This is a genomic window from Pantoea sp. Lij88 (assembly GCF_030062155.1).
Taxonomy (GTDB): domain Bacteria; phylum Pseudomonadota; class Gammaproteobacteria; order Enterobacterales; family Enterobacteriaceae; genus Pantoea.
Window position 1 is genome coordinate 441,520 of record NZ_CP118269.1, and the last position, 24,157, is coordinate 465,676.

The 24,157-nt window shown below is 51.4% G+C and carries 40 protein-coding genes; 35 read left to right on the plus strand and 5 right to left on the minus strand.

Annotation, left to right across the window (positions count from 1 at the left end; all coding sequences use genetic code 11):
- Window positions 1-35: 35 nt before the first annotated feature.
- The 3 genes from tuf to bfr all read left to right on the plus strand — a co-directional run bounded on the left by tuf (window position 36) and on the right by bfr (window position 2,160).
- Window positions 36-1,220 (plus strand): elongation factor Tu, encoded by a 1,185-nt coding sequence (gene tuf / locus PU624_RS05900; protein ID WP_283546941.1) that lies wholly within the window; start codon window positions 36-38, stop codon window positions 1,218-1,220.
- A 171-nt stretch (window positions 1,221-1,391) separates the two neighbouring features.
- Window positions 1,392-1,586, plus strand: coding sequence for a bacterioferritin-associated ferredoxin (bfd, locus tag PU624_RS05905; RefSeq protein ID WP_033784140.1), 195 nt, complete (start codon window positions 1,392-1,394; stop codon window positions 1,584-1,586).
- A 100-nt stretch (window positions 1,587-1,686) separates the two neighbouring features.
- Window positions 1,687-2,160: a bacterioferritin gene (gene bfr / locus PU624_RS05910; RefSeq protein WP_013359241.1), complete on the plus strand. Its 474-nt coding sequence runs from the start codon at window positions 1,687-1,689 to the stop codon at window positions 2,158-2,160.
- Here bfr and PU624_RS05915 read toward each other — a convergent pair.
- Window positions 2,147-2,920 (minus strand): prepilin peptidase, encoded by a 774-nt coding sequence (locus PU624_RS05915; RefSeq protein ID WP_283546942.1) that lies wholly within the window; start codon window positions 2,918-2,920, stop codon window positions 2,147-2,149. The two genes, bfr and PU624_RS05915, sit on opposite strands and share 14 nt — an antisense overlap.
- A 393-nt stretch (window positions 2,921-3,313) precedes the next feature.
- Between PU624_RS05915 and rpsJ the strand changes: the two genes are divergently transcribed.
- The 32 genes from rpsJ to PU624_RS06075 all read left to right on the plus strand — a co-directional run bounded on the left by rpsJ (window position 3,314) and on the right by PU624_RS06075 (window position 19,916).
- Window positions 3,314-3,625, plus strand: a complete 312-nt coding sequence (gene rpsJ / locus PU624_RS05920) for a 30S ribosomal protein S10 (protein WP_001181005.1) — start codon at window positions 3,314-3,316, stop codon at window positions 3,623-3,625.
- A gap of 32 nt (window positions 3,626-3,657) precedes the next feature.
- A complete protein-coding gene (rplC, locus tag PU624_RS05925; RefSeq protein ID WP_003850712.1) occupies window positions 3,658-4,287 on the plus strand; it encodes a 50S ribosomal protein L3 in 630 nt (209 codons plus the stop codon).
- 10 nt (window positions 4,288-4,297) lie between these two features.
- Entirely contained in the window at window positions 4,298-4,903 is a 606-nt protein-coding gene (rplD, locus tag PU624_RS05930) for a 50S ribosomal protein L4 (protein WP_003850711.1), read from the plus strand.
- The gene (rplW, locus tag PU624_RS05935) at window positions 4,900-5,202 is read left to right on the plus strand and encodes a 50S ribosomal protein L23 (RefSeq protein WP_003850708.1); all 303 of its coding nucleotides are present in this window, start codon (window positions 4,900-4,902) and stop codon (window positions 5,200-5,202) included. Before rplD ends, rplW begins: the two co-directional genes overlap by 4 nt.
- 17 nt (window positions 5,203-5,219) lie before the next feature.
- Window positions 5,220-6,041, plus strand: a complete 822-nt coding sequence (gene rplB, locus PU624_RS05940; RefSeq protein ID WP_090967268.1) for a 50S ribosomal protein L2 — start codon at window positions 5,220-5,222, stop codon at window positions 6,039-6,041.
- Between the two features lie 16 nt (window positions 6,042-6,057).
- The gene (rpsS, locus tag PU624_RS05945) at window positions 6,058-6,336 is read left to right on the plus strand and encodes a 30S ribosomal protein S19 (RefSeq protein WP_001138115.1); all 279 of its coding nucleotides are present in this window, start codon (window positions 6,058-6,060) and stop codon (window positions 6,334-6,336) included.
- Window positions 6,337-6,349: 13 nt separating this feature from the next.
- A complete protein-coding gene (rplV, locus tag PU624_RS05950) occupies window positions 6,350-6,682 on the plus strand; it encodes a 50S ribosomal protein L22 (RefSeq protein WP_008927136.1) in 333 nt (110 codons plus the stop codon).
- Window positions 6,683-6,699: 17 nt separating this feature from the next.
- Complete coding sequence (gene rpsC / locus PU624_RS05955; RefSeq protein WP_008927135.1) at window positions 6,700-7,398, plus strand: 30S ribosomal protein S3; 699 nt, start codon at window positions 6,700-6,702, stop codon at window positions 7,396-7,398.
- 12 nt (window positions 7,399-7,410) lie between these two features.
- Window positions 7,411-7,821, plus strand: coding sequence for a 50S ribosomal protein L16 (rplP, locus tag PU624_RS05960; RefSeq protein ID WP_008927134.1), 411 nt, complete (start codon window positions 7,411-7,413; stop codon window positions 7,819-7,821).
- Window positions 7,821-8,012, plus strand: a complete 192-nt coding sequence (gene rpmC, locus PU624_RS05965; RefSeq protein WP_003850146.1) for a 50S ribosomal protein L29 — start codon at window positions 7,821-7,823, stop codon at window positions 8,010-8,012. Before rplP ends, rpmC begins: the two co-directional genes overlap by 1 nt.
- Window positions 8,012-8,266, plus strand: a complete 255-nt coding sequence (gene rpsQ, locus PU624_RS05970) for a 30S ribosomal protein S17 (protein ID WP_003850147.1) — start codon at window positions 8,012-8,014, stop codon at window positions 8,264-8,266. Before rpmC ends, rpsQ begins: the two co-directional genes overlap by 1 nt.
- 335 nt (window positions 8,267-8,601) lie before the next feature.
- Entirely contained in the window at window positions 8,602-9,954 is a 1,353-nt protein-coding gene (locus PU624_RS05975; protein WP_283546943.1) for an 8-oxoguanine deaminase, read from the plus strand.
- Between the two features lie 248 nt (window positions 9,955-10,202).
- A complete protein-coding gene (rplN, locus tag PU624_RS05980) occupies window positions 10,203-10,574 on the plus strand; it encodes a 50S ribosomal protein L14 (protein WP_006120590.1) in 372 nt (123 codons plus the stop codon).
- A gap of 10 nt (window positions 10,575-10,584) precedes the next feature.
- Window positions 10,585-10,899: a 50S ribosomal protein L24 gene (gene rplX / locus PU624_RS05985; RefSeq protein ID WP_003850150.1), complete on the plus strand. Its 315-nt coding sequence runs from the start codon at window positions 10,585-10,587 to the stop codon at window positions 10,897-10,899.
- Window positions 10,900-10,913: 14 nt separating this feature from the next.
- Window positions 10,914-11,453: a 50S ribosomal protein L5 gene (rplE, locus tag PU624_RS05990; protein ID WP_003850155.1), complete on the plus strand. Its 540-nt coding sequence runs from the start codon at window positions 10,914-10,916 to the stop codon at window positions 11,451-11,453.
- Between the two features lie 14 nt (window positions 11,454-11,467).
- The gene (rpsN, locus tag PU624_RS05995; RefSeq protein ID WP_008927132.1) at window positions 11,468-11,773 is read left to right on the plus strand and encodes a 30S ribosomal protein S14; all 306 of its coding nucleotides are present in this window, start codon (window positions 11,468-11,470) and stop codon (window positions 11,771-11,773) included.
- Window positions 11,774-11,805: 32 nt separating this feature from the next.
- Window positions 11,806-12,198: a 30S ribosomal protein S8 gene (gene rpsH, locus PU624_RS06000; RefSeq protein ID WP_003850158.1), complete on the plus strand. Its 393-nt coding sequence runs from the start codon at window positions 11,806-11,808 to the stop codon at window positions 12,196-12,198.
- Window positions 12,199-12,211: 13 nt separating this feature from the next.
- On the plus strand, window positions 12,212-12,745 hold the full coding sequence (gene rplF / locus PU624_RS06005; RefSeq protein ID WP_003850161.1) for a 50S ribosomal protein L6: 534 nt from the start codon (window positions 12,212-12,214) through the stop codon (window positions 12,743-12,745).
- Between the two features lie 9 nt (window positions 12,746-12,754).
- The gene (rplR, locus tag PU624_RS06010) at window positions 12,755-13,108 is read left to right on the plus strand and encodes a 50S ribosomal protein L18 (RefSeq protein ID WP_003850163.1); all 354 of its coding nucleotides are present in this window, start codon (window positions 12,755-12,757) and stop codon (window positions 13,106-13,108) included.
- 14 nt (window positions 13,109-13,122) lie between these two features.
- Entirely contained in the window at window positions 13,123-13,623 is a 501-nt protein-coding gene (gene rpsE / locus PU624_RS06015; RefSeq protein ID WP_003850164.1) for a 30S ribosomal protein S5, read from the plus strand.
- Between the two features lie 5 nt (window positions 13,624-13,628).
- On the plus strand, window positions 13,629-13,808 hold the full coding sequence (rpmD, locus tag PU624_RS06020; RefSeq protein WP_003850166.1) for a 50S ribosomal protein L30: 180 nt from the start codon (window positions 13,629-13,631) through the stop codon (window positions 13,806-13,808).
- Between the two features lie 3 nt (window positions 13,809-13,811).
- Window positions 13,812-14,246 (plus strand): 50S ribosomal protein L15, encoded by a 435-nt coding sequence (gene rplO / locus PU624_RS06025; RefSeq protein WP_090967264.1) that lies wholly within the window; start codon window positions 13,812-13,814, stop codon window positions 14,244-14,246.
- Between the two features lie 7 nt (window positions 14,247-14,253).
- Complete coding sequence (secY, locus tag PU624_RS06030) at window positions 14,254-15,585, plus strand: preprotein translocase subunit SecY (protein WP_003850175.1); 1,332 nt, start codon at window positions 14,254-14,256, stop codon at window positions 15,583-15,585.
- Between the two features lie 32 nt (window positions 15,586-15,617).
- The gene (gene rpmJ, locus PU624_RS06035; protein ID WP_010252805.1) at window positions 15,618-15,734 is read left to right on the plus strand and encodes a 50S ribosomal protein L36; all 117 of its coding nucleotides are present in this window, start codon (window positions 15,618-15,620) and stop codon (window positions 15,732-15,734) included.
- Between the two features lie 146 nt (window positions 15,735-15,880).
- A complete protein-coding gene (gene rpsM / locus PU624_RS06040) occupies window positions 15,881-16,237 on the plus strand; it encodes a 30S ribosomal protein S13 (RefSeq protein ID WP_003850176.1) in 357 nt (118 codons plus the stop codon).
- 16 nt (window positions 16,238-16,253) lie between these two features.
- Window positions 16,254-16,643 (plus strand): 30S ribosomal protein S11, encoded by a 390-nt coding sequence (gene rpsK, locus PU624_RS06045; protein ID WP_004160563.1) that lies wholly within the window; start codon window positions 16,254-16,256, stop codon window positions 16,641-16,643.
- A 33-nt stretch (window positions 16,644-16,676) separates the two neighbouring features.
- Window positions 16,677-17,297, plus strand: a complete 621-nt coding sequence (gene rpsD / locus PU624_RS06050; RefSeq protein ID WP_008927131.1) for a 30S ribosomal protein S4 — start codon at window positions 16,677-16,679, stop codon at window positions 17,295-17,297.
- A gap of 25 nt (window positions 17,298-17,322) precedes the next feature.
- A complete protein-coding gene (locus tag PU624_RS06055; RefSeq protein ID WP_003850179.1) occupies window positions 17,323-18,312 on the plus strand; it encodes a DNA-directed RNA polymerase subunit alpha in 990 nt (329 codons plus the stop codon).
- Window positions 18,313-18,352: 40 nt separating this feature from the next.
- Window positions 18,353-18,739, plus strand: coding sequence for a 50S ribosomal protein L17 (gene rplQ / locus PU624_RS06060; protein ID WP_003850180.1), 387 nt, complete (start codon window positions 18,353-18,355; stop codon window positions 18,737-18,739).
- A gap of 95 nt (window positions 18,740-18,834) precedes the next feature.
- Complete coding sequence (locus PU624_RS06065; protein ID WP_283546944.1) at window positions 18,835-19,206, plus strand: DnaJ family domain-containing protein; 372 nt, start codon at window positions 18,835-18,837, stop codon at window positions 19,204-19,206.
- Entirely contained in the window at window positions 19,207-19,623 is a 417-nt protein-coding gene (gene zntR, locus PU624_RS06070) for a Zn(2+)-responsive transcriptional regulator (RefSeq protein WP_283546945.1), read from the plus strand.
- A gap of 59 nt (window positions 19,624-19,682) precedes the next feature.
- Window positions 19,683-19,916, plus strand: a complete 234-nt coding sequence (locus PU624_RS06075) for an alternative ribosome-rescue factor A (protein ID WP_283546946.1) — start codon at window positions 19,683-19,685, stop codon at window positions 19,914-19,916.
- On the opposite strand, the gene mscL is transcribed toward PU624_RS06075, so the two are convergent.
- From mscL to fmt, 4 genes are all read right to left on the minus strand, one after another.
- The gene (mscL, locus tag PU624_RS06080; protein WP_090967257.1) at window positions 19,917-20,327 is read right to left on the minus strand and encodes a large-conductance mechanosensitive channel protein MscL; all 411 of its coding nucleotides are present in this window, start codon (window positions 20,325-20,327) and stop codon (window positions 19,917-19,919) included.
- Window positions 20,328-20,451: 124 nt separating this feature from the next.
- Window positions 20,452-21,828, minus strand: coding sequence for a Trk system potassium transporter TrkA (gene trkA / locus PU624_RS06085; RefSeq protein ID WP_013359233.1), 1,377 nt, complete (start codon window positions 21,826-21,828; stop codon window positions 20,452-20,454).
- Between the two features lie 18 nt (window positions 21,829-21,846).
- Window positions 21,847-23,148: a 16S rRNA (cytosine(967)-C(5))-methyltransferase RsmB gene (rsmB, locus tag PU624_RS06090; protein ID WP_283546947.1), complete on the minus strand. Its 1,302-nt coding sequence runs from the start codon at window positions 23,146-23,148 to the stop codon at window positions 21,847-21,849.
- 49 nt (window positions 23,149-23,197) lie between these two features.
- A complete protein-coding gene (gene fmt / locus PU624_RS06095) occupies window positions 23,198-24,142 on the minus strand; it encodes a methionyl-tRNA formyltransferase (protein ID WP_283546948.1) in 945 nt (314 codons plus the stop codon).
- Window positions 24,143-24,157: the final 15 nt, after the last annotated feature.

Below are 24,157 nucleotides of genomic sequence, written 5' to 3' on the forward strand. Positions count from 1 at the left end.
CAGATGGTGAAGGCACAACGTAAGGAATTATCGCCATGGCGAAAGAGCAATTTCAGCGTAACAAACTGCACGTAAACGTGGGCACCATCGGTCACGTCGACCACGGTAAAACCACCCTGACTGCAGCTATCACCACCGTACTGTCTAAAACTTTCGGTGGCCAGGCTCGTGCATTCGATCAGATCGATAACGCACCAGAAGAGAAAGCACGTGGTATCACCATCAACACTTCACACGTTGAGTATGAAACCCCAACTCGCCACTATGCGCACGTTGACTGCCCAGGCCACGCCGACTATGTGAAAAACATGATCACCGGTGCTGCGCAGATGGACGGCGCGATCCTGGTTGTTGCTGCGACTGATGGCCCTATGCCACAGACTCGTGAGCACATCCTGCTGGGTCGTCAGGTTGGCGTTCCTTACATCATCGTGTTCCTGAACAAGTGTGACATGGTTGATGATGAAGAGCTGCTGGAACTGGTAGAAATGGAAGTTCGTGACCTGCTGTCAGCATATGACTTCCCAGGCGACGACACTCCAATCGTTCGTGGTTCTGCTCTGAAAGCGCTGGAAGGTCAGCCTGAGTGGGAAGCGAAAATCCTGGAACTGGCTGAGCATCTGGATAGCTACATCCCAGAACCACAGCGTGCAATCGATAAGCCGTTCCTGCTGCCAATCGAAGACGTATTCTCAATCTCTGGCCGTGGTACCGTTGTTACCGGTCGTGTTGAGCGCGGCATCGTTAAAGTCGGCGACGAAGTTGAAATCGTTGGTATCAAAGATACCGTGAAATCAACCTGTACCGGTGTTGAGATGTTCCGTAAGCTGCTGGACCAGGGTCAGGCAGGCGAAAACTGTGGTGTTCTGCTGCGTGGTATCAAGCGTGAAGACATCCAGCGTGGCCAGGTTCTGGCTAAGCCAGGCTCAATCAAGCCGCACACCCAGTTCGAGTCAGAAGTTTACGTTCTGTCTAAAGACGAAGGTGGTCGCCATACTCCGTTCTTCAAAGGCTATCGTCCACAGTTCTACTTCCGTACAACTGACGTAACCGGCTCAGTAGAGCTGCCAGAAGGCGTTGAAATGGTCATGCCAGGCGACAACATCAAAATGGTTGTTACCCTGATCCACCCAATCGCAATGGACGAAGGTCTGCGCTTCGCAATCCGCGAAGGTGGCCGTACCGTTGGCGCGGGTGTTGTTGCTAAAGTTATCGCTTAATTGTGGTATCTGCTGTGGTCGTGCTAACGGCCACTGCAACACAGTGAAAAGAGCACTTCGGTGCTCTTTTTTTTGGCTTAAATCAGGGCATAACCCTGCAAAGGGTGGGTTTGTAATAAAAACGATTCGCATTTACACTGTGTACAGAAAATGTACCTGAGTGATGAATCAATGTACGTCTGCCTCTGTAATGCCATTAGTGATAAAACCCTTCGTGAAGTCGTGCGTCGCTATCAGCCTAAATCTATCCAGCAACTGCGCCAGTTTGTGCCGGTCGGCAAACAGTGCGGCAAATGCGTTCGCGCTGCGCGGGAAATCATGGATGAAGAGATGCAACATGCACCGCTCTATAAAGAGATAGCCTGATTAACTCCTGGTGTGTGAATACCCACAATATCTGTCGCGTTTTTTTGACTTCTTTTTAACCACATCTACGCTCTAATAAACCAGACGCGGAGGGTTAACAATGAAGGGCGATATCAAAGTTATCAGTCATCTCAACAAACTGCTTGGAAATGAACTGGTTGCCATCAATCAGTACTTCCTGCATGCGCGCATGTTTAAGAACTGGGGTCTGACGCGCCTCAATGATGTGGAGTACCACGAATCGATCGACGAGATGAAGCATGCCGATAAGTATATTGAGCGCATTCTTTTTCTTGAAGGGATCCCAAACCTTCAGGATCTGGGACGTCTGCGAATCGGGGAAGACGTTGAGGAGATGCTGAGTTCAGACCTGAATCTGGAACTCGAAGGCGCTAAAGATCTTCGTGAAGCCATCTCCTATGCCGACAAAGTGCATGACTATGTCAGCCGTGACATGATGATTGAAATCCTGGCTGATGAAGAACATCACATCGACTGGATCGAGACAGAACTCGAGCTAATCCAGAAGATGGGTATCCAGAACTATCTGCAGGCTCAAATCAAAGAAGAGTGAATCGGGTTTGCAGAACAATTGTTACCCAGCCCGCGATGGCCAGGAAAGGGCCAAACGGTAGCGGGCTGTCCCCCGGAATCGAATCCCACCGTTGCAGCATCATGATAGTCGCCAGCGCCAGTAAAGTGGCACCCAGCGCAATCCAGGGTAATGCCTGCCAGCCACAGCACGCCCCTAACGCCGCAAAAAGCTTCATATCGCCATAACCTAACCCTTCGTATCCCCGAACCAGCCGATAGCTCCAGGCAAGCAGCCACAACGCACAGTAGCCCGACAGGGCGCCCCATATCGCCGCTGTTTCATTTCCGGTCACACTGGCGTGGAGTAATCCCAGCCAGAGAAGCAGATAGCTGAGCGGGTCAGGTATACAGAAGTGGTGACGATCAATGGCAGCCACCAGGAGTAACAGGCATGAGGCAGTGATGATAAACGTAGCATCTGCAGGTCCGGTAAAGCTTTGCAGCACCAGCAGGCAGAGCAGGGCAATCAGCCATTCTTTGATAAAGCTGGCTGTACCGAACGGATGCAGACAGAAGCGGCACCGTCCTTTCAGCATCGGCCAGCTGACCAGTGGCAGAACGTCACGCCACAGCAGGCGTTGCTGGCAATGTTCACACCGTGACCCAGGAAAACAGAGCGTGGCAAACCACTGAGCAGGTGAGAGGGCGGGGGAGAAGCGCACACAGGCCAGCGAAAGAAAGCTGCCCAATGCGCCTCCGCCAGCCAGCACAGCAATCTGAGTGATGAGAGTAAGCGACATGATAATGCTCCGGACTAAAGGTTACAGGCACTCTCATCGTCTTCCGGTTCTGTGTCATCTACGGATGAAGAAGAGCGGAAATGCGCTCACAGCCTCATGAGTGATTTCTCAGCCATACAGCAGGGCAATGCGGCGCGGGCCTCACGAATCGGCCACTAATTATCAGGGAAAAGACCAACACGGGTTGCTTCCTGAACAGATTTACGTATAATGCGCGGGCCTGCAGATATTGCTGGCGCGATTCGAGCAGAATCGCAGACGGCTGAAATATAGGCCGCCTGACAATACTCCCAATTGGGGAGTTATATGCTGAACGATTACACTCTCCCATCAATCGTAATGGGCTCGAGTAGTAATTTTTTTCGTCTATAAAAAGTTTGGAGCTCTGGTCTCATGCAGAACCAAAGAATCCGTATCCGTCTTAAAGCGTTTGATCATCGTCTGATCGATCAATCAACCGCGGAAATCGTTGAGACCGCCAAGCGCACTGGTGCGCAGGTTCGTGGTCCAATCCCGCTGCCAACCCGCAAAGAGCGTTTTACTGTTCTGATCTCTCCGCACGTTAACAAAGATGCGCGTGATCAGTACGAAATCCGCACTCACAAGCGTCTGGTAGACATCGTTGAGCCAACTGAAAAAACCGTTGATGCTCTGATGCGTCTGGATCTGGCTGCCGGTGTTGACGTGCAGATCAGCCTGGGTTAATCAGGTCATCGAGCGATTGAGAGGTTGAAACAATGATTGGTTTAGTCGGTAAAAAAGTGGGCATGACCCGCATCTTCACTGAAGATGGCGTTTCTATCCCCGTCACCGTAATCGAAGTTGAAGCGAACCGCGTTACTCAGGTTAAAGGCCTGGAAAACGACGGTTACCAGGCAATTCAGGTTACCACCGGTGCTAAAAAAGCAAACCGTGTGACCAAACCTGAAGCTGGTCATTTTGCTAAAGCTGGCGTTGAAGCTGGCCGTGGCCTGTGGGAATTCCGCACCGCTGAAGGTGAAGAATACTCTGTAGGTCAGAGCATCAGCGTTGAGATTTTCGCTGAAGTTAAGAAAGTTGACGTAACCGGTACCTCTAAAGGTAAAGGTTTCGCCGGTACCGTTAAGCGCTGGAACTTCCGTACCCAGGACGCTACTCACGGTAACTCCTTGTCTCACCGCGTTCCGGGTTCTATCGGTCAGAACCAGACTCCGGGCAAAGTGTTCAAAGGCAAGAAAATGGCAGGTCAGCTGGGTAATGAGCGCGTAACCGTTCAGAGTCTGGACGTAGTACGTGTTGACGCTGAGCGCAACCTGCTGCTGGTTAAAGGTGCAGTTCCCGGTGCTACCGGTAGCGACCTGATCGTTAAACCAGCTGTGAAGGCGTAAGGGGATAGCAATGGAATTAGTATTGAAAGACGCGCAGAGCGCGCTGACTGTTTCCGAAACTACCTTCGGTCGTGATTTCAACGAAGCGCTGGTTCACCAGGTTGTTGTTGCTTACGCATCTGGCGCCCGCCAGGGTACTCGTGCGCAGAAAACTCGCGCCGAAGTAACCGGTTCAGGCAAAAAGCCATGGCGTCAAAAAGGCACCGGCCGTGCGCGTGCAGGTTCTGTAAAGAGCCCAATCTGGCGTTCAGGTGGTGTGACCTTTGCTGCGAAGCCGCAGGACCACAGTCAAAAAGTTAACAAAAAGATGTACCGCGGCGCGCTGAAAAGCATCCTGTCCGAACTGGTACGTCAAGATCGTCTGATCGTTGTCGAATCATTTGCTGTAGAAGCACCGAAAACCAAGCTGCTGGTACAGAAACTGAAAGACATGGCTCTGGAAGACGTGCTGATCATCACCGGTGAACTGGATGAGAATCTGTTCCTGGCTGCGCGTAACCTGTACAAGGTTGACGTACGTGATGCATCCGGTATCGACCCAGTTAGCCTGATCGCCTTCGACAAAGTCGTTATGACTGCTGATGCAGTTAAGCAAGTTGAGGAGATGCTGGCATGATCCGTGAAGAACGTCTGCTGAAAGTACTGCGCGCGCCGCACGTATCTGAAAAAGCATCTAGCGCGATGGAAAAAACCAATACCATCGTTCTCAAAGTTGCTAATGACGCGACCAAAGCAGAGATCGTTGCTGCTGTTGAGAAACTGTTCGAAGTAGAAGTTAAAGACGTAAACACCCTGGTAGTTAAGGGCAAAGTTAAGCGTCAAGGACAGCGTATCGGTCGTCGTAGCGACTGGAAAAAAGCTTACGTCACCCTGAAAGAAGGCCAGAATCTGGACTTCGCTGGCGGCGCTGAGTAAGTCGGAGGAGAAAGACAATGGCAGTTGTTAAATGTAAACCGACATCTCCGGGTCGTCGCCATGTAGTTAAAGTGGTAAACGCGGAGCTGCACAAGGGCAAACCATTCGCCCCGCTGGTAGAAAAAAACAGCAAATCCGGTGGCCGTAACAACAATGGTCGTATCACTACCCGTCATATCGGTGGTGGTCACAAGCAGGCATATCGTATTGTTGACTTCAAACGCAACAAAGATGGTATCCCGGCAATTGTTGAACGTCTTGAGTACGATCCGAACCGCTCTGCGAACATCGCACTGGTTCTGTACAAAGACGGCGAGCGCCGTTACATCCTGGCCCCTAAAGGCCTGAAAGCCGGCGACCAGATCCAATCTGGCGTTGATGCTGCGATCAAAGCAGGTAACACTCTGCCGATGCGTAACATCCCGGTGGGTTCAACCGTGCATAACGTAGAAATGAAACCAGGCAAAGGCGGTCAGATTGCTCGCTCAGCCGGTGCTTACGTGCAGATCGTTGCGCGTGAAGGTTCTTACGTTACCCTGCGTCTGCGTTCTGGTGAAATGCGTAAAGTCGAGTCTGACTGCCGCGCAACACTGGGCGAAGTCGGCAACGCTGAGCATATGCTTCGCGTTCTGGGTAAAGCTGGTGCAGCCCGTTGGCGTGGTGTTCGTCCGACCGTTCGTGGTACCGCGATGAACCCAGTTGATCACCCGCACGGTGGTGGTGAAGGTCGTAACTTTGGTAAGCACCCGGTAACTCCGTGGGGCGTTCAGACCAAAGGTAAGAAGACCCGTAGCAACAAGCGTACCGATAAGTTTATCGTACGTCGCCGTAGCAAATAATATTAGAGGATAAGCCATGCCACGTTCTCTCAAGAAAGGTCCTTTTATTGACCTGCACTTGCTGAAGAAGGTAGAGAAAGCGGTGGAAAGCGGTGACAAGAAGCCTTTGCGCACTTGGTCCCGTCGTTCAACGATCTTTCCTAACATGATCGGTTTGACCATCGCTGTCCATAATGGTCGTCAGCACGTTCCTGTCTTTGTTTCCGACGAAATGGTTGGTCACAAACTGGGTGAATTCGCGCCGACACGTACTTATCGCGGTCACGCGGCTGATAAAAAAGCCAAGAAGAAATAAGTAGGAGGAAGAGATGGAAACTTTAGCTCAACATCGCCACGCTCGTTCTTCTGCTCAGAAGGTTCGCCTTGTTGCTGACCTGATTCGCGGTAAGAAAGTGTCGCAGGCACTGGACATTTTGACCTACACCAATAAGAAAGCGGCTGTACTGGTCAAAAAAGTTCTGGAATCTGCCATTGCTAACGCCGAACACAACGATGGCGCTGATATCGACGATCTGAAAATCACGAAAATTTTCGTTGATGAAGGTCCGACCATGAAACGCATTATGCCGCGTGCCAAAGGTCGTGCAGATCGCATCCTGAAGCGCACCAGCCACATTACTGTGGTTGTGTCCGATCGCTGAGACTCTGGAGACTAGCAATGGGTCAGAAAGTACATCCTAATGGTATTCGCCTGGGTATTGTAAAACCATGGAACTCTACCTGGTTTGCGAACACCAATGAATTCGCTGACAACCTGGACAGCGATTTTAAAGTCCGTCAGTTCCTGACTAAGGAACTGGCTAAAGCATCTGTCTCTCGTATCGTTATCGAGCGTCCAGCGAAGAGCATCCGTGTGACTATTCACACCGCTCGTCCGGGCATCGTCATCGGTAAGAAAGGCGAAGATGTAGAAAAACTGCGCACGGTCGTCGCGAAAATCGCTGGCGTTCCTGCACAGATTAATATCGCCGAAGTCCGCAAGCCGGAACTGGACGCGAAACTGGTAGCTGACAGCATCACTTCACAGCTGGAGCGTCGTGTGATGTTCCGTCGTGCTATGAAGCGTGCAGTTCAGAACGCCATGCGTCTTGGCGCGAAGGGTATTAAAGTCGAAGTTAGCGGCCGTCTGGGTGGCGCCGAGATCGCACGTACCGAATGGTATCGTGAAGGTCGCGTGCCATTGCACACTCTGCGTGCTGACATTGACTACAACACCTCTGAAGCGCACACCACTTATGGTGTAATCGGCGTTAAGGTATGGATCTTCAAAGGTGAGATCCTGGGTGGTATGGCTGCTGTTGAACAACCGGAACCGGCTGCTCAACCTAAAAAGCAGCAGCGTAAAGGCCGTAAGTAAGGAGAGTCGCTGATGTTACAACCAAAGCGTACGAAATTCCGTAAAGTGCACAAAGGCCGTAACCGCGGTCTGGCTGCGGGTACGGATGTCAGCTTCGGTACTTTCGGTCTGAAAGCTGTTGGCCGTGGTCGTCTGACTGCTCGTCAGATCGAAGCAGCACGTCGTGCTATGACCCGTGCAGTTAAGCGTCAAGGTAAGATCTGGATCCGAGTATTCCCGGACAAACCGATCACCGAGAAGCCGCTGGAAGTGCGTATGGGTAAAGGTAAGGGTAACGTAGAGTATTGGGTTGCCCTGATCCAGCCTGGTAAAGTCCTGTATGAAATGGACGGCGTACCAGAAGAGCTGGCCCGTGAAGCATTCAAGCTGGCAGCAGCAAAACTGCCTATCAAAACCACCTTTGTAACTAAGACGGTGATGTAATGAAAGCAACTGAGCTGCGTGAAAAAAGCGTTGAAGAGCTGAACACTGAGCTGCTTAATCTGCTGCGTGAGCAATTTAACCTGCGCATGCAGGCAGCATCTGGCCAACTGCAGCAGACTCATCTGCTGAAACAGGTTCGCCGTGATGTTGCACGCGTTAAGACTTTACTGACTGAGAAGGCGGGTTCGTAATGACCGATAAAATCCGTACTCTGCAGGGTCGTGTAGTAAGTGACAAAATGCAGAAATCTGCAGTTGTTGCTATCGAACGTTTCGTGAAACACCCGATCTACGGCAAATTCATTAAACGTACGACCAAGCTGCACATCCATGACGAGAACAATGAATGTGGAATTGGTGACGTGGTAGAAATCCGCGAATGCCGTCCACTGTCCAAGACTAAATCCTGGACCCTGGTTCGCGTAATCGAGAAAGCGGTTCTGTAATAAGAATTGTTTTTTCTGAGGAAACCCTCTGCTTCGGCAGGGGGTTTTTTTTTGCCTGTGATCCGGAGTTGTTTCCTTTGTGCCGGTGACAATCCCGATTTGATGGTGCTAAAAAATTTAGCCGATTGCCGAAGCTAAGCGGAGACGCTCCAGGCCGCAGAGGACTGCGTTAACATCACCTTACAGAGAAACGTGCCGTGAAAATGGAGAGTCATGACTGCTTACGCCATTCACTGATCGGGTTGCCACTGGTTGCTGCGTAACCTGCTATTGGCCCTGCCAAAAGCTTGCCGCTTTTATCGGGGAGCAGACAATCACAACCCACGGGCTATAGCATGGAACGAACGCTGTTACTGAAGAATGCCGAATGCGTAGTCTGCATGGATGCCGACCGTCGCGAAATACGGAACGCCAGCATTCTGATAAAAGGCAATCAGATCGTTGCGGTCGGGGAAGCAGAATCGTTACCCGATAGCGCGGATGAGATTATCGATCTGCGGGGACACATCGTTATTCCTGGCCTGATCAATACGCATCATCATATGTACCAGAGCCTGACCCGCGCCATCCCTGCAGTACAAAACGGTGAACTGTTCAACTGGCTGACCCACCTTTACCCACTATGGCAAAATCTGACGCCTGAGATGATTCATATCTCAACGCAGATTTCGATGGCTGAGTTAATGCTCTCCGGCTGCACCACGACCAGTGACCACCTCTATGTCTACCCTAATGGCTGTAAGCTGGACGACAGTATTGAGGCTGCAGCCGTAATGGGCATGCGCTTCCATGCGAGTCGGGGCAGCATGAGCGTCGGTAAATCCCTGGGTGGCCTGCCGCCCGATTCGCTGGTTGAGAAGGAAGCCGCGATCCTCGAGGATACGCAGCGCGTGATTGAGCGCTACCACGATGACAGCTTCGGCTCGATGTTACGCATCGTGGTGGCGCCATGTTCACCGTTCTCAGTCAGCCGTGAGCTGATGAAGCAATCCGCTGCGCTGGCACGTAACTTCGGGGTCTCGATGCACACGCATCTGGCGGAGAACGACAACGATATCCGTTATAGTCGCGAGAAGTTCAACGTGACCCCAGCGCAGTATGTTGAAGACCTCGGCTGGGTAGGGCCGGATGTCTGGCATGCCCACTGCGTTAAACTGGATCAGCACGGTATAGCGCTCTTTGCGCGCACCGGTACCGGCATCGCCCACTGTCCCTGCTCGAACATGCGCCTCGGCTCGGGCATTGCTCCGATACGGCACATGTGCGATGCCGGCGTACACGTTGGTTTAGGTGTGGATGGCTCCGCCTCCAATGACAGCTCAGACATGATGGCAGAGGTACGTCAGGCGATGCTGCTGCAACGTGTCGGTTTCGGCCCGGATGCGATGACGGCCCGTCAGGCAGTAGAGCTGGCGACCCTGGGGGGAGCAAAAGTGCTGAATCGTAATGACGTGGGCGCCATTGCGCCAGGCATGATGGCTGACTTAGCGATCTTTGACCTGAATTGCATCGGTCTTGCCGGGGCAGGGCACGATCCTGTCGCCGCCCTGGTATTCTGTAATCCGGGACAGGTCGCTTACAGCATCATTAACGGAAAAGTCAGGGTGCGTAACGGACAACTGGCCGGAATTGAACTGCCAGCCGTGCTGCATCAGCATAACCAACTGGCCAGAAAACTGGCTGGTTGAGCCATAAGGGCACTTTATTTGGGAGGCGACGAAAAATAAGGCAGATTACATTTGCTACTGTTCGCACTATTCCCTAGAATACGCCCTCCCTGTCATCAGGGAAAATCAGCGGCTCGATTGAGAGCCGTTTATTTTTTCTACCCATCTGTGAGAACCGGTGTTACAATGCCGCGCCCTCAATTATGGGGCTTTCTAACGACCTGAGGTTTAGGTCCCGAAGTAGTAGTTGACATTAGCGGAGCACTAAAATGATCCAAGAACAGACTATGCTGAACGTCGCCGACAACTCCGGTGCACGTCGCGTAATGTGTATCAAGGTTCTGGGTGGCTCGCACCGTCGCTACGCAGGCGTCGGTGACATCATCAAAGTTACCATCAAGGAAGCAATTCCTCGTGGTAAAGTCAAAAAAGGTGATGTCCTGAAGGCGGTAGTGGTGCGCACCAGGAAGGGTGTTCGTCGCCCGGACGGTTCTGTCATTCGCTTCGATGGTAATGCATGCGTTATTCTGAACAATAACAGTGAGCAGCCTATCGGTACGCGTATTTTTGGGCCGGTAACTCGTGAACTTCGTACTGAAAAGTTCATGAAAATTATCTCTCTGGCACCAGAAGTACTCTAAGGAGCGAACAATGGCAGCTAAAATCCGTCGTAACGACGAAGTTATCGTGTTAACCGGTAAAGATAAAGGTAAGCGCGGTAAAGTTAAGAATGTCCTGTCTTCTGGTAAGGTCATCGTTGAAGGTATCAACCTGGTTAAGAAACATCAGAAGCCGGTTCCGGCCCTGAACCAACCAGGTGGCATCGTTGAAAAAGAAGCTGCTATTCAGGTTTCTAACGTTGCACTGTTCAACGCGGCAACTGGTAAGGCTGACCGTGTAGGCTTTAGATTCGAAGACGGCAAAAAAGTCCGTTTCTTCAAGTCTAACAGCGAAACTATCAAGTAATTTGGAGTAGTACGATGGCGAAACTGCATGATTACTACAAAGACGAAGTAGTCCAGAAACTCATGACAGAGTTTGGCTACAATTCTGTCATGCAAGTCCCTCGGGTCGAGAAGATCACCCTGAACATGGGTGTTGGTGAAGCGATCGCTGACAAGAAACTGCTGGATAACGCAGCAGCTGACCTGGCAGCAATCTCCGGTCAAAAACCGCTGGTCACCAAAGCACGCAAATCAGTTGCAGGCTTCAAAATCCGTCAGGGCTATCCGATCGGCTGTAAAGTAACTCTGCGTGGCGAGCGCATGTGGGAGTTCTTTGAGCGTCTGGTCACCATTGCTGTTCCACGTATCCGTGACTTCCGTGGCTTGTCCGCTAAGTCATTCGATGGTCGTGGCAACTACAGCATGGGTGTACGTGAGCAGATCATCTTCCCAGAAATCGACTACGACAAAGTCGATCGCGTTCGTGGTTTGGATATCACCATTACCACTACTGCGAAATCTGATGATGAAGGCCGTGCTCTGCTGGCTGCCTTTGACTTCCCGTTCCGTAAGTAAGGTAGGGTTACTTAATGGCTAAGCAATCTATGAAAGCACGCGAAGTTAAGCGTGCGAAATTAGCAGACAAATTCTTCGCTAAACGCGCTGAACTGAAAGCGATCATCTCTGATGTGAACGCTTCCGACGAAGATCGTTGGGATGCTGTTCTGAAGCTGCAGAGTCTGCCGCGTGATTCCAGCCCTTCGCGTCAGCGTAACCGCTGCCGTCAAACAGGTCGTCCGCACGGTTTCCTGCGGAAGTTTGGGTTGAGCCGTATCAAGGTCCGCGAAGCCGCCATGCGCGGTGAAATCCCGGGCCTGAAAAAGGCTAGCTGGTAATTGTCACCAATTGAATCACGGGAGTAACACAGATGAGCATGCAAGATCCGATCGCGGATATGCTGACCCGTATCCGTAACGGTCAGGCCGCAAACAAAGTTGCGGTCACCATGCCTTCCTCCAAGCTGAAATTGGCAATTGCCAACGTTCTGAAGGAAGAAGGATATATTGAAGATTTCAAAATCGAAGGCGACATCAAGCTGGAACTGGAACTTACTCTCAAGTATTTCCAGGGCAAAGCTGTTGTAGAAAGCATTCAGCGAGTAAGCCGTCCTGGTCTGCGCATCTATAAGAAAAAAGATGAGCTGCCAAAGGTAATGGCTGGTATGGGCATCGCTGTAGTTTCTACATCTAAAGGTGTCATGACTGATCGTGCAGCGCGCCAGGCAGGTCTTGGTGGCGAAATTATCTGCTACGTAGCGTAATCGGAGGATACATATGTCTCGTGTTGCTAAAGCACCTGTCGTTGTTCCTGCCGGCGTAGAGGTAAAACTCAACGGTCAGGTAATTTCGATTAAAGGTAAAAACGGCGAGCTGACTCGTACTATCAATGATGCTGTTGAAGTTAAGCATGCTGACAACGCTCTGACTTTCGCTCCGCGCGAAGGTTTCGTTGACGGCTGGGCGCAGGCGGGTACTTCTCGCGCGCTGCTGAACGCAATGGTTATCGGTGTTACCGAAGGCTTCACTAAGAAGCTGCAGCTGGTTGGTGTAGGTTATCGTGCAGCCGTTAAAGGCGACGTGGTTAACCTGTCTCTGGGCTTTTCTCATCCAGTCGATCACCAGCTGCCCGCGGGTATCACTGCAGAATGTCCAACTCAGACTGAGATCGTGCTGAAAGGCGCTGATAAACAGCTGATTGGTCAGGTTGCAGCGGACCTGCGCGCCTACCGTCGTCCTGAGCCTTATAAAGGCAAGGGTGTCCGTTACGCCGACGAAGTCGTGCGTACCAAAGAGGCTAAGAAGAAGTAAGGTAACACTATGGATAAGAAATCTGCTCGTATCCGTCGTGCGACCCGTGCACGTCGCAAGCTCAAAGAGCTGGGTGCTACTCGCCTGGTGGTACATCGTACCCCGCGTCATATTTACGCACAGGTAATCGCCCCGAACGGTTCCGAAGTTCTGGTCGCTGCTTCTACTGTAGAAAAAGCTATCACTGAACAACTGAAGTATACCGGTAATAAAGAAGCCGCAGCTGCAGTAGGTAAAGCTATCGCAGAACGCGCAATCGAAAAAGGCATCACTGGTGTTTCTTTCGACCGTTCCGGTTTCCAATATCATGGTCGCGTCCAGGCACTGGCAGATGCTGCCCGTGAAGCTGGCCTTCAGTTCTAAGGTAGAGGTCTAAGATGGCACACATCGAGAAACAAGCTGGCGAACTGCAGGAAAAACTGATCGCGGTAAACCGTGTTTCTAAAACTGTTAAAGGTGGTCGTATCTTCTCCTTCACAGCACTGACTGTGGTAGGCGATGGTAATGGTCGCGTAGGTTTTGGTTACGGTAAAGCGCGTGAAGTTCCAGCAGCGATCCAGAAAGCGATGGAGAAAGCCCGTCGCAACATGGTTAACGTCGCGCTGACCAACGGCACCCTGCAGCACCCAGTTAAAGGTGCACACACGGGTTCCCGCGTGTTCATGCAGCCGGCTTCAGAAGGTACCGGTATTATTGCCGGTGGTGCAATGCGCGCCGTTCTGGAAGTCGCTGGAGTTCATAACGTACTGGCAAAAGCCTATGGTTCTACAAACCCGATTAACGTGGTTCGTGCAACTATCGACGGCCTGGGCAATATGAAATCTCCGGAAATGGTCGCTGCTAAGCGTGGTAAATCCGTTGAAGAAATTCTGGGGTAATCACGATGGCTAAGACTATTAAAATCACTCAAACCCGTAGTTCAATCGGCCGCTTGCCTAAGCATAAAGCCACTCTGGTTGGCCTGGGTCTGCGTCGTATTGGCCACACCGTTGAGCGTGAAGACACGCCTGCTGTACGCGGTATGGTTAACGCGGTTTCCTATATGGTTAAAGTGGAGGAGTAAGAGATGCGTTTAAATACTCTGTCTCCGGCCGAAGGGTCTAAGCACGCTTCCAAGCGTCTGGGTCGTGGTATCGGTTCTGGCCTCGGAAAAACCGGTGGTCGTGGTCACAAAGGTCAGAACTCACGTTCTGGCGGTGGCGTACGTCGCGGTTTCGAAGGTGGTCAGATGCCTCTGTACCGTCGTCTGCCGAAGTTCGGTTTCACCTCTCGCAAATCAATGATCACTACAGAGATTCGTCTGTCTGATCTGGCGAAAGTTGAAGGCGGTATCGTCGACCTGAACGCGCTGAAAGCAGCCAACATTGTCGGTGTTCAGATTGAATTCGTTAAAGTAATTCTGTCTGGTGAAGTATCTACACCGGTAACGGTTCGCGGTCTGCGTGTCACTAAAGGTGCGCGTGCTGCAATCGAAGCTGCTGGCGGTAAAATCGAGGAATAAGTAGCAGATGGCTAAACAACCGGGATTAGATTTTCAAAGTGCCAAAGGCGGCTTTGGTGAGCTGAAACGCAGACTGCTGTTTGTAATCGGCGCACTCATTGTCTTCCGTATTGGCTCTTTCATTCCAATCCCTGGTATTGATGCCACTGTACTTGCCAAACTGCTTGAGCAACAGCGTGGCACCATCATTGAAATGTTTAACATGTTCTCTGGTGGTGCTCTCAGCCGTGCTTCTATTTTCGCGCTGGGCATCATGCCGTATATTTCGGCATCGATTATCATCCAGTTATTAACGGTGGTTCATCCAGCGTTAGCGGAAATTAAGAAAGAAGGGGAGGCTGGCCGTCGTAAGATTAGCCAGTACACCCGATACGGTACGTTGGTATTGGCCATATTTCAGTCGATCGGTATTGCTACCGGTCTGCCGAATATGCCAGGGATGCAAGGCCTGGTAATGAATCCAGGCTTTGCCTTCTACTTTACCGCTGTTGTGAGTCTGGTCTCAGGAACGATGTTCCTGATGTGGCTGGGCGAACAGATTACTGAACGTGGTATCGGTAACGGTATTTCGATCATTATCTTCGCAGGTATCGTTGCGGGTCTCCCGCCGGCCATTGGCCATACCATCGAGCAAGCGCGGCAAGGCGACCTGCACTTCCTTCTGTTGCTGTTGGTTGCAGTACTCGTATTCGCAGTGACCTTCTTTGTTATCTTCGTTGAACGTGGTCAACGCCGCATTGTGGTGAACTACGCAAAACGTCAGCAAGGTCGTCGCGTTTACGCTGCACAGAGCACACATTTACCGTTGAAAGTGAACATGGCGGGTGTAATTCCAGCCATCTTTGCTTCCAGCATTATTCTGTTCCCGGCAACGATTGCATCGTGGTTTGGGGGCGGTACCGGTTGGAACTGGCTGACAACAATTTCGCTGTATTTGCAGCCAGGACAGCCGCTTTATGTGCTACTCTATGCGACTGCAATCATCTTCTTCTGTTTCTTCTATACGGCGTTGGTTTTCAACCCACGTGAAACAGCAGATAACCTGAAGAAGTCTGGTGCATTCGTACCGGGAATTCGTCCGGGAGAGCAAACGGCGAAGTATATTGATAAAGTAATGACGCGACTGACCTTAATCGGCGCTCTCTACATTACGTTTATCTGCCTTATCCCGGAGTTCATGCGTGATGCGATGAAGGTTCCCTTCTACTTTGGCGGTACTTCACTGCTTATCGTAGTTGTCGTCATCATGGACTTTATGGCTCAAGTGCAAACTCTGATGATGTCAAGTCAGTATGAGTCGGCACTGAAGAAAGCTAACCTGAAAGGCTACGGCCGTTAATTCAGTTGGTTGAGAAGTTACGGAGAGTAAAAATGAAAGTTCGTGCTTCCGTCAAGAGATTATGTCGTAACTGCAAAATCATTCGTCGCGACGGTGTCGTCCGTGTGATCTGCAGCGCCGAGCCAAAGCATAAACAGCGCCAAGGCTGATTTTGTCACATATTTTTCTTGCAAAGTCGGGTTGAGCTGGCTAGATTAGCCAGCCAATCTTTTGTATGTCAGTGCGTTTCCATTTGAGTATCCTGAAAACGGGCTTTTCAGCATGGGACGTGCTTGTTTAATTATAGGAGTGCATAGTGGCCCGTATAGCAGGCATTAACATTCCTGATCAAAAACATACCGTTATCGCATTAACTTCGATCTTCGGTATCGGTAAAACCCGTTCAAAAGCCATCTGCGCTTCAACGGGTATTGCTGAAAATGTTAAGATCAGTGAGCTGTCTGAAGAACAAATTGATCAGCTGCGTGATGCAGTTGCGAAATTCGTTGTAGAAGGTGATCTGCGCCGTGAAATCACCCTGAGCATCAAGCGTCTTATGGACCTTGGTTGCTACCGTGGTTTGCGCCATCGTCGTGGTCTTCCGGTTCGCGGTCAGCGTACTAAGACCAACGCACGTACCCGTAAGGGTCCGCGTAAACCGATCAAGAAATAATCGGGGTGAGTAAATAATGGCAAAGGCACCAGTTCGTGCACGTAAGCGTGTAAGAAAACAAGTCTCAGATGGCGTGGCTCATGTCCATGCTTCTTTTAACAACACCATCGTTACCATTACTGATCGTCAGGGTAACGCACTGGGTTGGGCAACCGCCGGTGGTTCCGGTTTCCGCGGTTCACGTAAATCCACTCCGTTTGCTGCTCAGGTCGCTGCAGAGCGCTGTGCAGAAGCGGTAAAAGATTACGGAATTAAGAACCTGGAAGTTATGGTAAAGGGTCCGGGTCCAGGTCGCGAATCTACGATTCGTGCTTTGAACGCCGCTGGTTTCCGCATCACTAATATTACTGATGTGACTCCGATCCCTCATAACGGTTGTCGTCCGCCGAAAAAACGTCGCGTATAACGCCCGTTTTTTTAGGATAGTTGGAGAAAGAAAATGGCAAGATATTTGGGTCCTAAGCTCAAGCTGAGCCGTCGTGAGGGCACTGACTTATTCCTTAAGTCTGGCGTTCGCGCGATTGATTCCAAGTGTAAGATTGAACAAGCCCCTGGTCAGCATGGTGCGCGTAAACCGCGTCTGTCTGATTACGGCGGTCAGTTACGTGAAAAGCAAAAAGTTCGTCGTATTTACGGCGTGCTGGAGCGTCAGTTCCGTAACTATTATAAAGAAGCAGCTCGTCTGAAAGGCAACACCGGTGAAAACCTGTTGGCTCTGCTGGAAGGTCGTCTGGACAACGTAGTTTATCGTATGGGCTTTGGTGCCACTCGTGCAGAAGCACGTCAGTTGGTGAGCCATAAGTCTGTTCTGGTAAATGGCCGCGTTGTTAACATCGCTTCTTATCAGGTATCTCCGAATGATGTCGTTAGCATCCGTGAGAAAGCCAAAAAGCAATCTCGCGTGAAGGCCGCTCTGGAGCTGGCTGAGCAGCGTGAAAAGCCAACCTGGCTGGAAGTTGATGCGACTAAGATGGAAGGTGTGTTCAAGCGTATTCCTGAACGTACTGATCTGTCTGCGGACATTAACGAACACCTGATCGTCGAGCTTTACTCCAAGTAAGGCTTAGTACCAAAGAGAGGACACAATGCAGGGTTCTGTGACAGAGTTTCTAAAACCGCGCCTGGTAGATATCGAGCAAGTGAGTTCGACGCACGCCAAGGTGACCCTTGAGCCTTTAGAGCGTGGCTTTGGCCATACTCTTGGTAACGCACTGCGCCGTATTCTGCTTTCATCCATGCCGGGTTGCGCGGTGACCGAGGTTGAAATTGATGGTGTACTTCATGAGTACAGCACCAAAGAGGGCGTACAGGAAGATATCCTGGAAATCCTGCTCAACCTGAAAGGGCTGGCGGTAAGAGTTCAGGGGAAAGATGAAGTTATTCTGACCCTGAATAAATCTGGCATTGGCCCTGTGACTGCAGCCGACATTACCCATGATGGTGATGTCGAAATCGTCAAGCCTCAGCATGTCATTTGCCATCTGACCGATGAGAACGCTGCTATCAGCATGCGTATCAAAGTTCAGCGTGGACGTGGCTATGTGCCGGCTTCTGCCCGAATTCATTCGGAAGAAGATGAGCGCCCAATCGGCCGCCTGTTAGTTGACGCTTGCTACAGCCCTGTAGACCGTATCGCCTACAATGTTGAAGCAGCGCGTGTAGAGCAGCGCACCGACCTGGACAAGCTGGTCATCGAAATGGAAACCAACGGCACAATCGATCCTGAAGAGGCGATTCGTCGTGCGGCAACCATTCTGGCAGAACAACTTGAAGCTTTCGTTGACTTACGTGATGTACGTCAGCCGGAAGTTAAAGAAGAGAAACCAGAATTCGATCCGATCCTGCTGCGCCCTGTTGACGATCTGGAATTGACTGTCCGCTCTGCTAACTGCCTTAAGGCAGAAGCTATCCACTACATCGGTGATCTGGTACAGCGTACCGAGGTTGAGCTGCTTAAAACGCCTAACCTTGGTAAAAAATCTCTTACCGAGATTAAAGATGTGCTGGCTTCGCGTGGTCTTTCTCTGGGCATGCGCCTCGAGAACTGGCCGCCAGCAAGCATTGCTGATGAATAATCAGATCACAGGTTAAGGTTTCACTGAGAAGGATAAGGTCATGCGCCATCGTAAGAGTGGTCGTCAACTGAACCGCAACAGCAGCCATCGTCAGGCTATGTTCCGCAACATGGCCGGTTCTCTGGTTCGTCATGAGATCATCAAAACGACTCTGCCGAAAGCCAAAGAACTGCGTCGCGTAGTTGAGCCGCTGATTACTCTTGCCAAGACCGACAGCGTAGCTAATCGTCGTCTGGCATTCGCCCGTACTCGTGATAACGAGATCGTGGCAAAACTGTTTAATGAGCTTGGCCCGCGTTTCGCGAGCCGTGCAGGTGGTTACACTCGTATTCTGAAGTGTGGCTTCCGTGCTGGTGACAACGCTCCGATGGCTTACATCGAGCTGGTTGATCGTCCAGAAGCTCAAGCAGAAGCAGCCGCAGAGTAATCTGTAGCAACGTAAAAAACCCGCTTCGGCGGGTTTTTTATTGCCTGAAATTTACTACCTTAGAACGTAGTCCTTCATGTTCAAAGGAGCTCACTATGTGGCTGGTTGACGAACTTGCTGAGCAGCACATCAAAGCTGCGCTTGAGAAAGGCGAGCTAAGTAATCTTCCTGGCTCCGGCAAGCCGCTGCAGCTGGATGATGACAGCCATGTTCCGCCTGAGTTAAGAGCGGGCTACCGGTTACTCAAAAATTCGGGCTATCTGCCGCCGGAGCTTGAGATGCGACGGGAAGCCATGGAAGTTAACGATCTTATTCGGCAGCTGGATCCCGAAGATCATCGCTATCAGGATCATTGTCATCGGCTTCAGGTGCTGGAGCTGAGATTACGTCAGGCAGGTATGAGTACTGATTTTCTGCATGGCACTTATTCCACTGCCATTGAGCATCGTTTCCGCGAGGAGAAGTAAATGTTTCGCATTGGTCAGTTAGCTAAGCTTGCAGAGGTGACCCCAGACACGATCCGTTTTTATGAAAAACAGCAGATGATGGATCATGATGGCCGGACAGAAGGCGGTTTTCGCCTTTACAGTGAGAGCGATCTTCAGCGACTGAAATTCATTCGTTACGGTCGTAAACTGGGCTTTAGCCTGGAAGCGATCAGAGAGCTGCTCTCGATCCGGGTCGATCCTGCTCATCACACCTGTCAGGAATCAAAAGCGATCGTTGAAAAAAGGCTGAATGAAGTGGCTCAGATGATTGCGGAATTAGAAACGATGCAGCGTTCCCTGCGACACCTCTCGGATGCCTGTTGTGGTGACAGTCACAGTAGCATTTCGTGCTCAATTCTGGAGGCACTTGAGCGGGGTGAAGCTTTGAGCAAATAAGCATATTGTTATTTTGCTGCAAAGGAATAGAGTATCAGACCATCTCAACAGGAGGCGTCATGAGTAAATATCAGCACACCAAAGGGCAAATCCGCGATAATGCGATTCAGGCTCTGTTGCACGACCCGTTATTTCGGCAGCGCATTGAGCAGAAGCAAAAGGGTAAAGGAAGTTTTAAACGGAAAGAGAAACATGGCAAGGGGACTGGATGCGAGGGCAGTGATAAGAAAGCGTCTTATCACTGCCCTTCTGCTTTTACGGTCAAAAAAACCGCCTGTGCGGCGGCTTATTAACTATACGCGGGTGTTCTGCTGTTTCAGCAGATCGCGGATTTCAGTCAGCAGTAATTCTTCATTTGTTGGTTTCGCAACCGGCTTCTCAACTTCCTTTTTCTTGTACAGACGATTCATTAACTTGATCGCCATGAAAATAGCGAAAGCGATGATCACGAAATCGAAGATGGTCTGAAGGAAAATACCGTACTGCATCACAACGGCTGGCGCATCACCAACTGCTGGCTTAAGTACCCACGCGAATGATTTAAAATCGACGCCACCAATCAGTAAGCCTAAGGGTGGCATGATGATGTTGGCGACTAACGATGAAACGATTTTACCGAAAGCAGCACCGATGATGACACCAACAGCTAAATCCATCACGTTGCCGCGCATTGCGAAGTCGCGAAACTCTTTGATTAAACTCATACTTATCTCCTTGCCCAAGCCAATGCCATAAAGTCTAACAAACCTTACTGTTTTTGCCATCAACTCAGCTTATTAAGCGGCAGTTTTACGTCTCAGGTGTTCTGTTCGCCTGTAAAAGCGGCATTTACAGGAAAAATGGACTCGGCTGGAAGAGACGTTCCACATCCGACACAAACTTCTTATCGGTCAGGAACATGATGACGTGATCGCCTTGTTCAATTCGCAGGTTATCATTGGCAATCATCACATCGTCACCGCGAACCACTGCGCCAATGATGGTTCCTGGCGGCAGCTTGATATCGTCAATGGAGCGGCCGACCACGCGTGACGTTGATTCGTCACCATGCGCTATCGCTTCGATCGCTTCTGCAATACCGCGTCGTAACGATGAAACGCCCACGATATCCGCTTTTCGCACGTGACCCAGCAGGGCAGAGATCGTGGCCTGTTGAGGTGAAATAGCGATATCGATAACACTGCCCTGAACCAGATCGACGTAGGCGCGGCGCTGAATCAGCACCATGACCTTCTTCGCACCCATCTTTTTCGCCAGCATGGCTGACATGATGTTGGCTTCATCATCATTGGTGACGGCGATAAACAGATCGACCTGCTCAACATGCTCTTCCGCCAGCAACTCCTGATCCGAGGCATCGCCATAAAAGACCACGGTGTCATGCAGGTGCTCTGCGAGTTCCGCTGCGCGCTGAGGGTTACGTTCAATCAGCTTAACGCTGTAATGTTTCTCAAGACGCTGCGCCAGACCGAAACCAATGTTACCGCCACCTACCAGCATAATTCGCTTGTAAGGTTTCTCCAGCCGCTGCATCTCACTCATCACTGCACGAATGTTCTGGCTGGCCGCGATGAAAAAGACCTCATCACCGGCTTCTACGATGGTTGAGCCCTGCGGACGAATGGGGCGGTCCTGGCGAAAAATAGCGGCTACGCGCGTATCGATGTGTGGCATGTGCTCACGCATGATCGACAGCGGATTTCCCACCAGCGGCCCGCCATAATAGGCTTTCACCACCGCCAGGCTGACTTTGCCCTCTGCAAAGTTAACCACCTGCAGCGCGCCAGGGTACTGGATCAAACGGTAGATATTGTCGATTACCAGCTGTTCAGGGGAGATTAGGTGATCGATAGGCACCGCTTCAGGAATAAATAACTTGTCCGCATCACGCAGATAGTCGGCCGCGCGAATACGGGCGATACGATTCGGCGTATTGAAAAGCGAATAAGCAATCTGGCAGGCAATCATGTTGGTTTCATCCGAGTTGGTCACGGCAACCAGCATGTCGGCATCTTCCGCACCCGCCTCACGCAAAATTCGCGGATGAGAACCATGCCCCTGAACGACGCGCAGATCGAACTTATCCTGCAGATGACGCAGACGTGAAGAGTCGGTATCAACCACGGTGATATCGTTGTTTTCCCCCACCAGATTTTCTGCCAGGGTTCCGCCAACCTGTCCTGCACCCAGAATGATTATTTTCATCGCTTATCAATACTCATCTCAGTTTGTACCCGATTTCTTTATCAGCTTAGCGTAGAAGAAACCATCTCCACCTTCGGCCTGCGGGAATACCTGTAATCCGTTCGCCGGTGCGTCCCTGAGCGATTCTGCCTGTGCATCGTGCTGGCGCTGCAGGAAAGCGTCTATCTGCTGATGATTCTCTTCAGGCAGGATGGAACAGGTCGCATAAATCAGCGTACCGCCGGGTTTCAGATGCGGCCAGATAGCGTCGAGAATTTCACTCTGAAGCTTTGCCAGCTCAGCGATATCACGATCGCGACGCAGCCACTTAATGTCGGGATGGCGTCGGATGACACCGGTTGCAGAGCAGGGCGCATCCAGCAGAATCCGGTCAAACTGACGATCACCGCACCACTGCTGCGGCGTCCGTCCATCACCCTGTTTGATGTCTGCTTTCATGCCCAGTCGCTGCAGATTCTCCTCAACGCGTTTAAGGCGCTGCGCATCCACGTCGACGGCCATCACATGAGCTTCCGGCGCGATTTCAAGGATATGGGTCGTTTTGCCGCCGGGAGCCGCGCATAAATCCAGGATCTGTTCGCCATTTTGAGGCTCAAGCAGTAACGCACAGCGCTGAGCAGACAAATCCTGCACGGTTACCCAACCCTGATCGAAGCCAGGTAACTGACTGACCGGGGCAGGGGCGTCAAGCCGCAGCGCATCCGGCACGTCGTCAGCAGGTTGTGCATTCCTGCCACTTTCGACCAGCTTGTCCAGCCACATTTCACGGTCCTGGTGCTGACGGTTCACCCGCAGCCACATCGGCGGACGCAGATTATTGGCTTCGACGATTTGCTGCCACTGTTCCGGCCACGCATGCTGCAATCGCTTTAGCAGCCATCCCGGATGCAGATAACGCTGTGGGCCATCCTGAATGCTGGCGAGCAGCTCTTCCCGCTGGCGCTGAAACTGGCGTAATACACCATTTAATAAACCTTTAAGGCTGGTGCGCTTCAGAACTTCGGCGCCCGCGACGGTCTCAGCCAGTGCGGCATGAGCAGGCACGCGGGTATATTCCAGCTGATAAAGCCCGACCATGATCAGATAGTGCAGAACCCGCTGTTTGCCGGTAAGTGGACGCTCCATCAGTTTGCCGATTAGCGCTTCCAGCTGCGGTAATGTGCGCAATACGCCAAAACAGATCTCCTGCACTAACGCGCTATCTTTGTCAGAGAGTTTTTTCTGGGCGGCGGGGAGGGCCGTATTCAGGGATTCGCCCTTGTCGACAACGCGCTCAATAAGTTGAGCGGAGAGGCTACGCAGGTTGATTGATTTAGTCATAGGGTTTTGTCATCAAACAAAAGGCCCGGTGAGTGACCGGGCCTGAGAGTCAGTCCAGAAGGGTTCCAGGTTCAAACCATTCCCGGCGCGAGTTGAGAAGATCCTGAGCCGACATCGGTTTTTTACCGGCGGGCTGTAACTGCAGCAGATTAAGTACACCCTGAGCGGTCGCTATCTGAATGCCATGCTTATCCGCACTGATAATTTCACCCGGTGAACGATCACTGTGAGGCAGAACGCTTGCCTGCCAGACTTTTACCGGTTGATCGTCAATGGTGAAAAAGCTCATCGGCCACGGGTTAAACGCGCGAATACAGCGTTCAAGCTGTTCTGCTGAGAGTGACCAGTCAAGACGCGCCTCCTCTTTACTGAGCTTCTCAGCATAGTTGGCCAGAGTCTCATCCTGTTTTTCAGGTGTAGCCTGCTGTGTGCTCAGTAAGGTCAGCGTATCCAGCAGCCCCTGAGGTCCAAGCTGTGCCAGCTTGTCATAGAGAGTTGCACTGGTATCCTGGGCAGTAATCGGACAAGCGAGCTTATGCAGCATATCGCCAGTATCCAGACCGACGTCCATCTGCATGATGGTCACGCCGGTTTCACTGTCACCAGCCCAGAGCGCACGTTGAATGGGTGCGGCGCCACGCCAGCGTGGCAGCAGCGAACCATGGACGTTGATGCAGCCCAGACGGGGCATATCAAGCACGGCTTCAGGCAGAATCAATCCATAGGCGACAACAACCATCACATCGGCCTTGAGATCAGCAACCAGTTGCTGATTTTCTTCCGGTCGCAGTGACTTAGGCTGATAAACCGGAATGTCATGTGCCAGTGCCAGCGTTTTGACCGGACCGGGAGTTAATTTGTTACCGCGACCAGCAGGACGGTCGGGTTGGGTAAATACGCCGATAACCTGATGTTCAGAAGCAAGCAGCGCGTCGAGATGACGCGCTGCAAAGTCAGGTGTGCCGGCAAAGATGATTTTTAGCGGGGCAGACACGTTTATCCCTTCTTA

Bases quoted from the DNA above. Each gene is read 5' to 3' on its own strand.
- tuf (WP_283546941.1), top strand. From the start codon at position 36: ATGGCGAAAGAGCAATTTCAGCGTAACAAACTGCACGTAAACGTGGGC.
- bfd (WP_033784140.1), top strand. From the start codon at position 1,392: ATGTACGTCTGCCTCTGTAATGCCATTAGTGATAAAACCCTTCGTGAA.
- bfr (WP_013359241.1), top strand. From the start codon at position 1,687: ATGAAGGGCGATATCAAAGTTATCAGTCATCTCAACAAACTGCTTGGA.
- PU624_RS05915 (WP_283546942.1), bottom strand. From the start codon at position 2,920: ATGTCGCTTACTCTCATCACTCAGATTGCTGTGCTGGCTGGCGGAGGC.
- rpsJ (WP_001181005.1), top strand. From the start codon at position 3,314: ATGCAGAACCAAAGAATCCGTATCCGTCTTAAAGCGTTTGATCATCGT.
- rplC (WP_003850712.1), top strand. From the start codon at position 3,658: ATGATTGGTTTAGTCGGTAAAAAAGTGGGCATGACCCGCATCTTCACT.
- rplD (WP_003850711.1), top strand. From the start codon at position 4,298: ATGGAATTAGTATTGAAAGACGCGCAGAGCGCGCTGACTGTTTCCGAA.
- rplW (WP_003850708.1), top strand. From the start codon at position 4,900: ATGATCCGTGAAGAACGTCTGCTGAAAGTACTGCGCGCGCCGCACGTA.
- rplB (WP_090967268.1), top strand. From the start codon at position 5,220: ATGGCAGTTGTTAAATGTAAACCGACATCTCCGGGTCGTCGCCATGTA.
- rpsS (WP_001138115.1), top strand. From the start codon at position 6,058: ATGCCACGTTCTCTCAAGAAAGGTCCTTTTATTGACCTGCACTTGCTG.
- rplV (WP_008927136.1), top strand. From the start codon at position 6,350: ATGGAAACTTTAGCTCAACATCGCCACGCTCGTTCTTCTGCTCAGAAG.
- rpsC (WP_008927135.1), top strand. From the start codon at position 6,700: ATGGGTCAGAAAGTACATCCTAATGGTATTCGCCTGGGTATTGTAAAA.
- rplP (WP_008927134.1), top strand. From the start codon at position 7,411: ATGTTACAACCAAAGCGTACGAAATTCCGTAAAGTGCACAAAGGCCGT.
- rpmC (WP_003850146.1), top strand. From the start codon at position 7,821: ATGAAAGCAACTGAGCTGCGTGAAAAAAGCGTTGAAGAGCTGAACACT.
- rpsQ (WP_003850147.1), top strand. From the start codon at position 8,012: ATGACCGATAAAATCCGTACTCTGCAGGGTCGTGTAGTAAGTGACAAA.
- PU624_RS05975 (WP_283546943.1), top strand. From the start codon at position 8,602: ATGGAACGAACGCTGTTACTGAAGAATGCCGAATGCGTAGTCTGCATG.
- rplN (WP_006120590.1), top strand. From the start codon at position 10,203: ATGATCCAAGAACAGACTATGCTGAACGTCGCCGACAACTCCGGTGCA.
- rplX (WP_003850150.1), top strand. From the start codon at position 10,585: ATGGCAGCTAAAATCCGTCGTAACGACGAAGTTATCGTGTTAACCGGT.
- rplE (WP_003850155.1), top strand. From the start codon at position 10,914: ATGGCGAAACTGCATGATTACTACAAAGACGAAGTAGTCCAGAAACTC.
- rpsN (WP_008927132.1), top strand. From the start codon at position 11,468: ATGGCTAAGCAATCTATGAAAGCACGCGAAGTTAAGCGTGCGAAATTA.
- rpsH (WP_003850158.1), top strand. From the start codon at position 11,806: ATGAGCATGCAAGATCCGATCGCGGATATGCTGACCCGTATCCGTAAC.
- rplF (WP_003850161.1), top strand. From the start codon at position 12,212: ATGTCTCGTGTTGCTAAAGCACCTGTCGTTGTTCCTGCCGGCGTAGAG.
- rplR (WP_003850163.1), top strand. From the start codon at position 12,755: ATGGATAAGAAATCTGCTCGTATCCGTCGTGCGACCCGTGCACGTCGC.
- rpsE (WP_003850164.1), top strand. From the start codon at position 13,123: ATGGCACACATCGAGAAACAAGCTGGCGAACTGCAGGAAAAACTGATC.
- rpmD (WP_003850166.1), top strand. From the start codon at position 13,629: ATGGCTAAGACTATTAAAATCACTCAAACCCGTAGTTCAATCGGCCGC.
- rplO (WP_090967264.1), top strand. From the start codon at position 13,812: ATGCGTTTAAATACTCTGTCTCCGGCCGAAGGGTCTAAGCACGCTTCC.
- secY (WP_003850175.1), top strand. From the start codon at position 14,254: ATGGCTAAACAACCGGGATTAGATTTTCAAAGTGCCAAAGGCGGCTTT.
- rpmJ (WP_010252805.1), top strand. From the start codon at position 15,618: ATGAAAGTTCGTGCTTCCGTCAAGAGATTATGTCGTAACTGCAAAATC.
- rpsK (WP_004160563.1), top strand. From the start codon at position 16,254: ATGGCAAAGGCACCAGTTCGTGCACGTAAGCGTGTAAGAAAACAAGTC.
- rpsD (WP_008927131.1), top strand. From the start codon at position 16,677: ATGGCAAGATATTTGGGTCCTAAGCTCAAGCTGAGCCGTCGTGAGGGC.
- PU624_RS06055 (WP_003850179.1), top strand. From the start codon at position 17,323: ATGCAGGGTTCTGTGACAGAGTTTCTAAAACCGCGCCTGGTAGATATC.
- rplQ (WP_003850180.1), top strand. From the start codon at position 18,353: ATGCGCCATCGTAAGAGTGGTCGTCAACTGAACCGCAACAGCAGCCAT.
- PU624_RS06065 (WP_283546944.1), top strand. From the start codon at position 18,835: ATGTGGCTGGTTGACGAACTTGCTGAGCAGCACATCAAAGCTGCGCTT.
- zntR (WP_283546945.1), top strand. From the start codon at position 19,207: ATGTTTCGCATTGGTCAGTTAGCTAAGCTTGCAGAGGTGACCCCAGAC.
- PU624_RS06075 (WP_283546946.1), top strand. From the start codon at position 19,683: ATGAGTAAATATCAGCACACCAAAGGGCAAATCCGCGATAATGCGATT.
- mscL (WP_090967257.1), bottom strand. From the start codon at position 20,327: ATGAGTTTAATCAAAGAGTTTCGCGACTTCGCAATGCGCGGCAACGTG.
- trkA (WP_013359233.1), bottom strand. From the start codon at position 21,828: ATGAAAATAATCATTCTGGGTGCAGGACAGGTTGGCGGAACCCTGGCA.
- rsmB (WP_283546947.1), bottom strand. From the start codon at position 23,148: ATGACTAAATCAATCAACCTGCGTAGCCTCTCCGCTCAACTTATTGAG.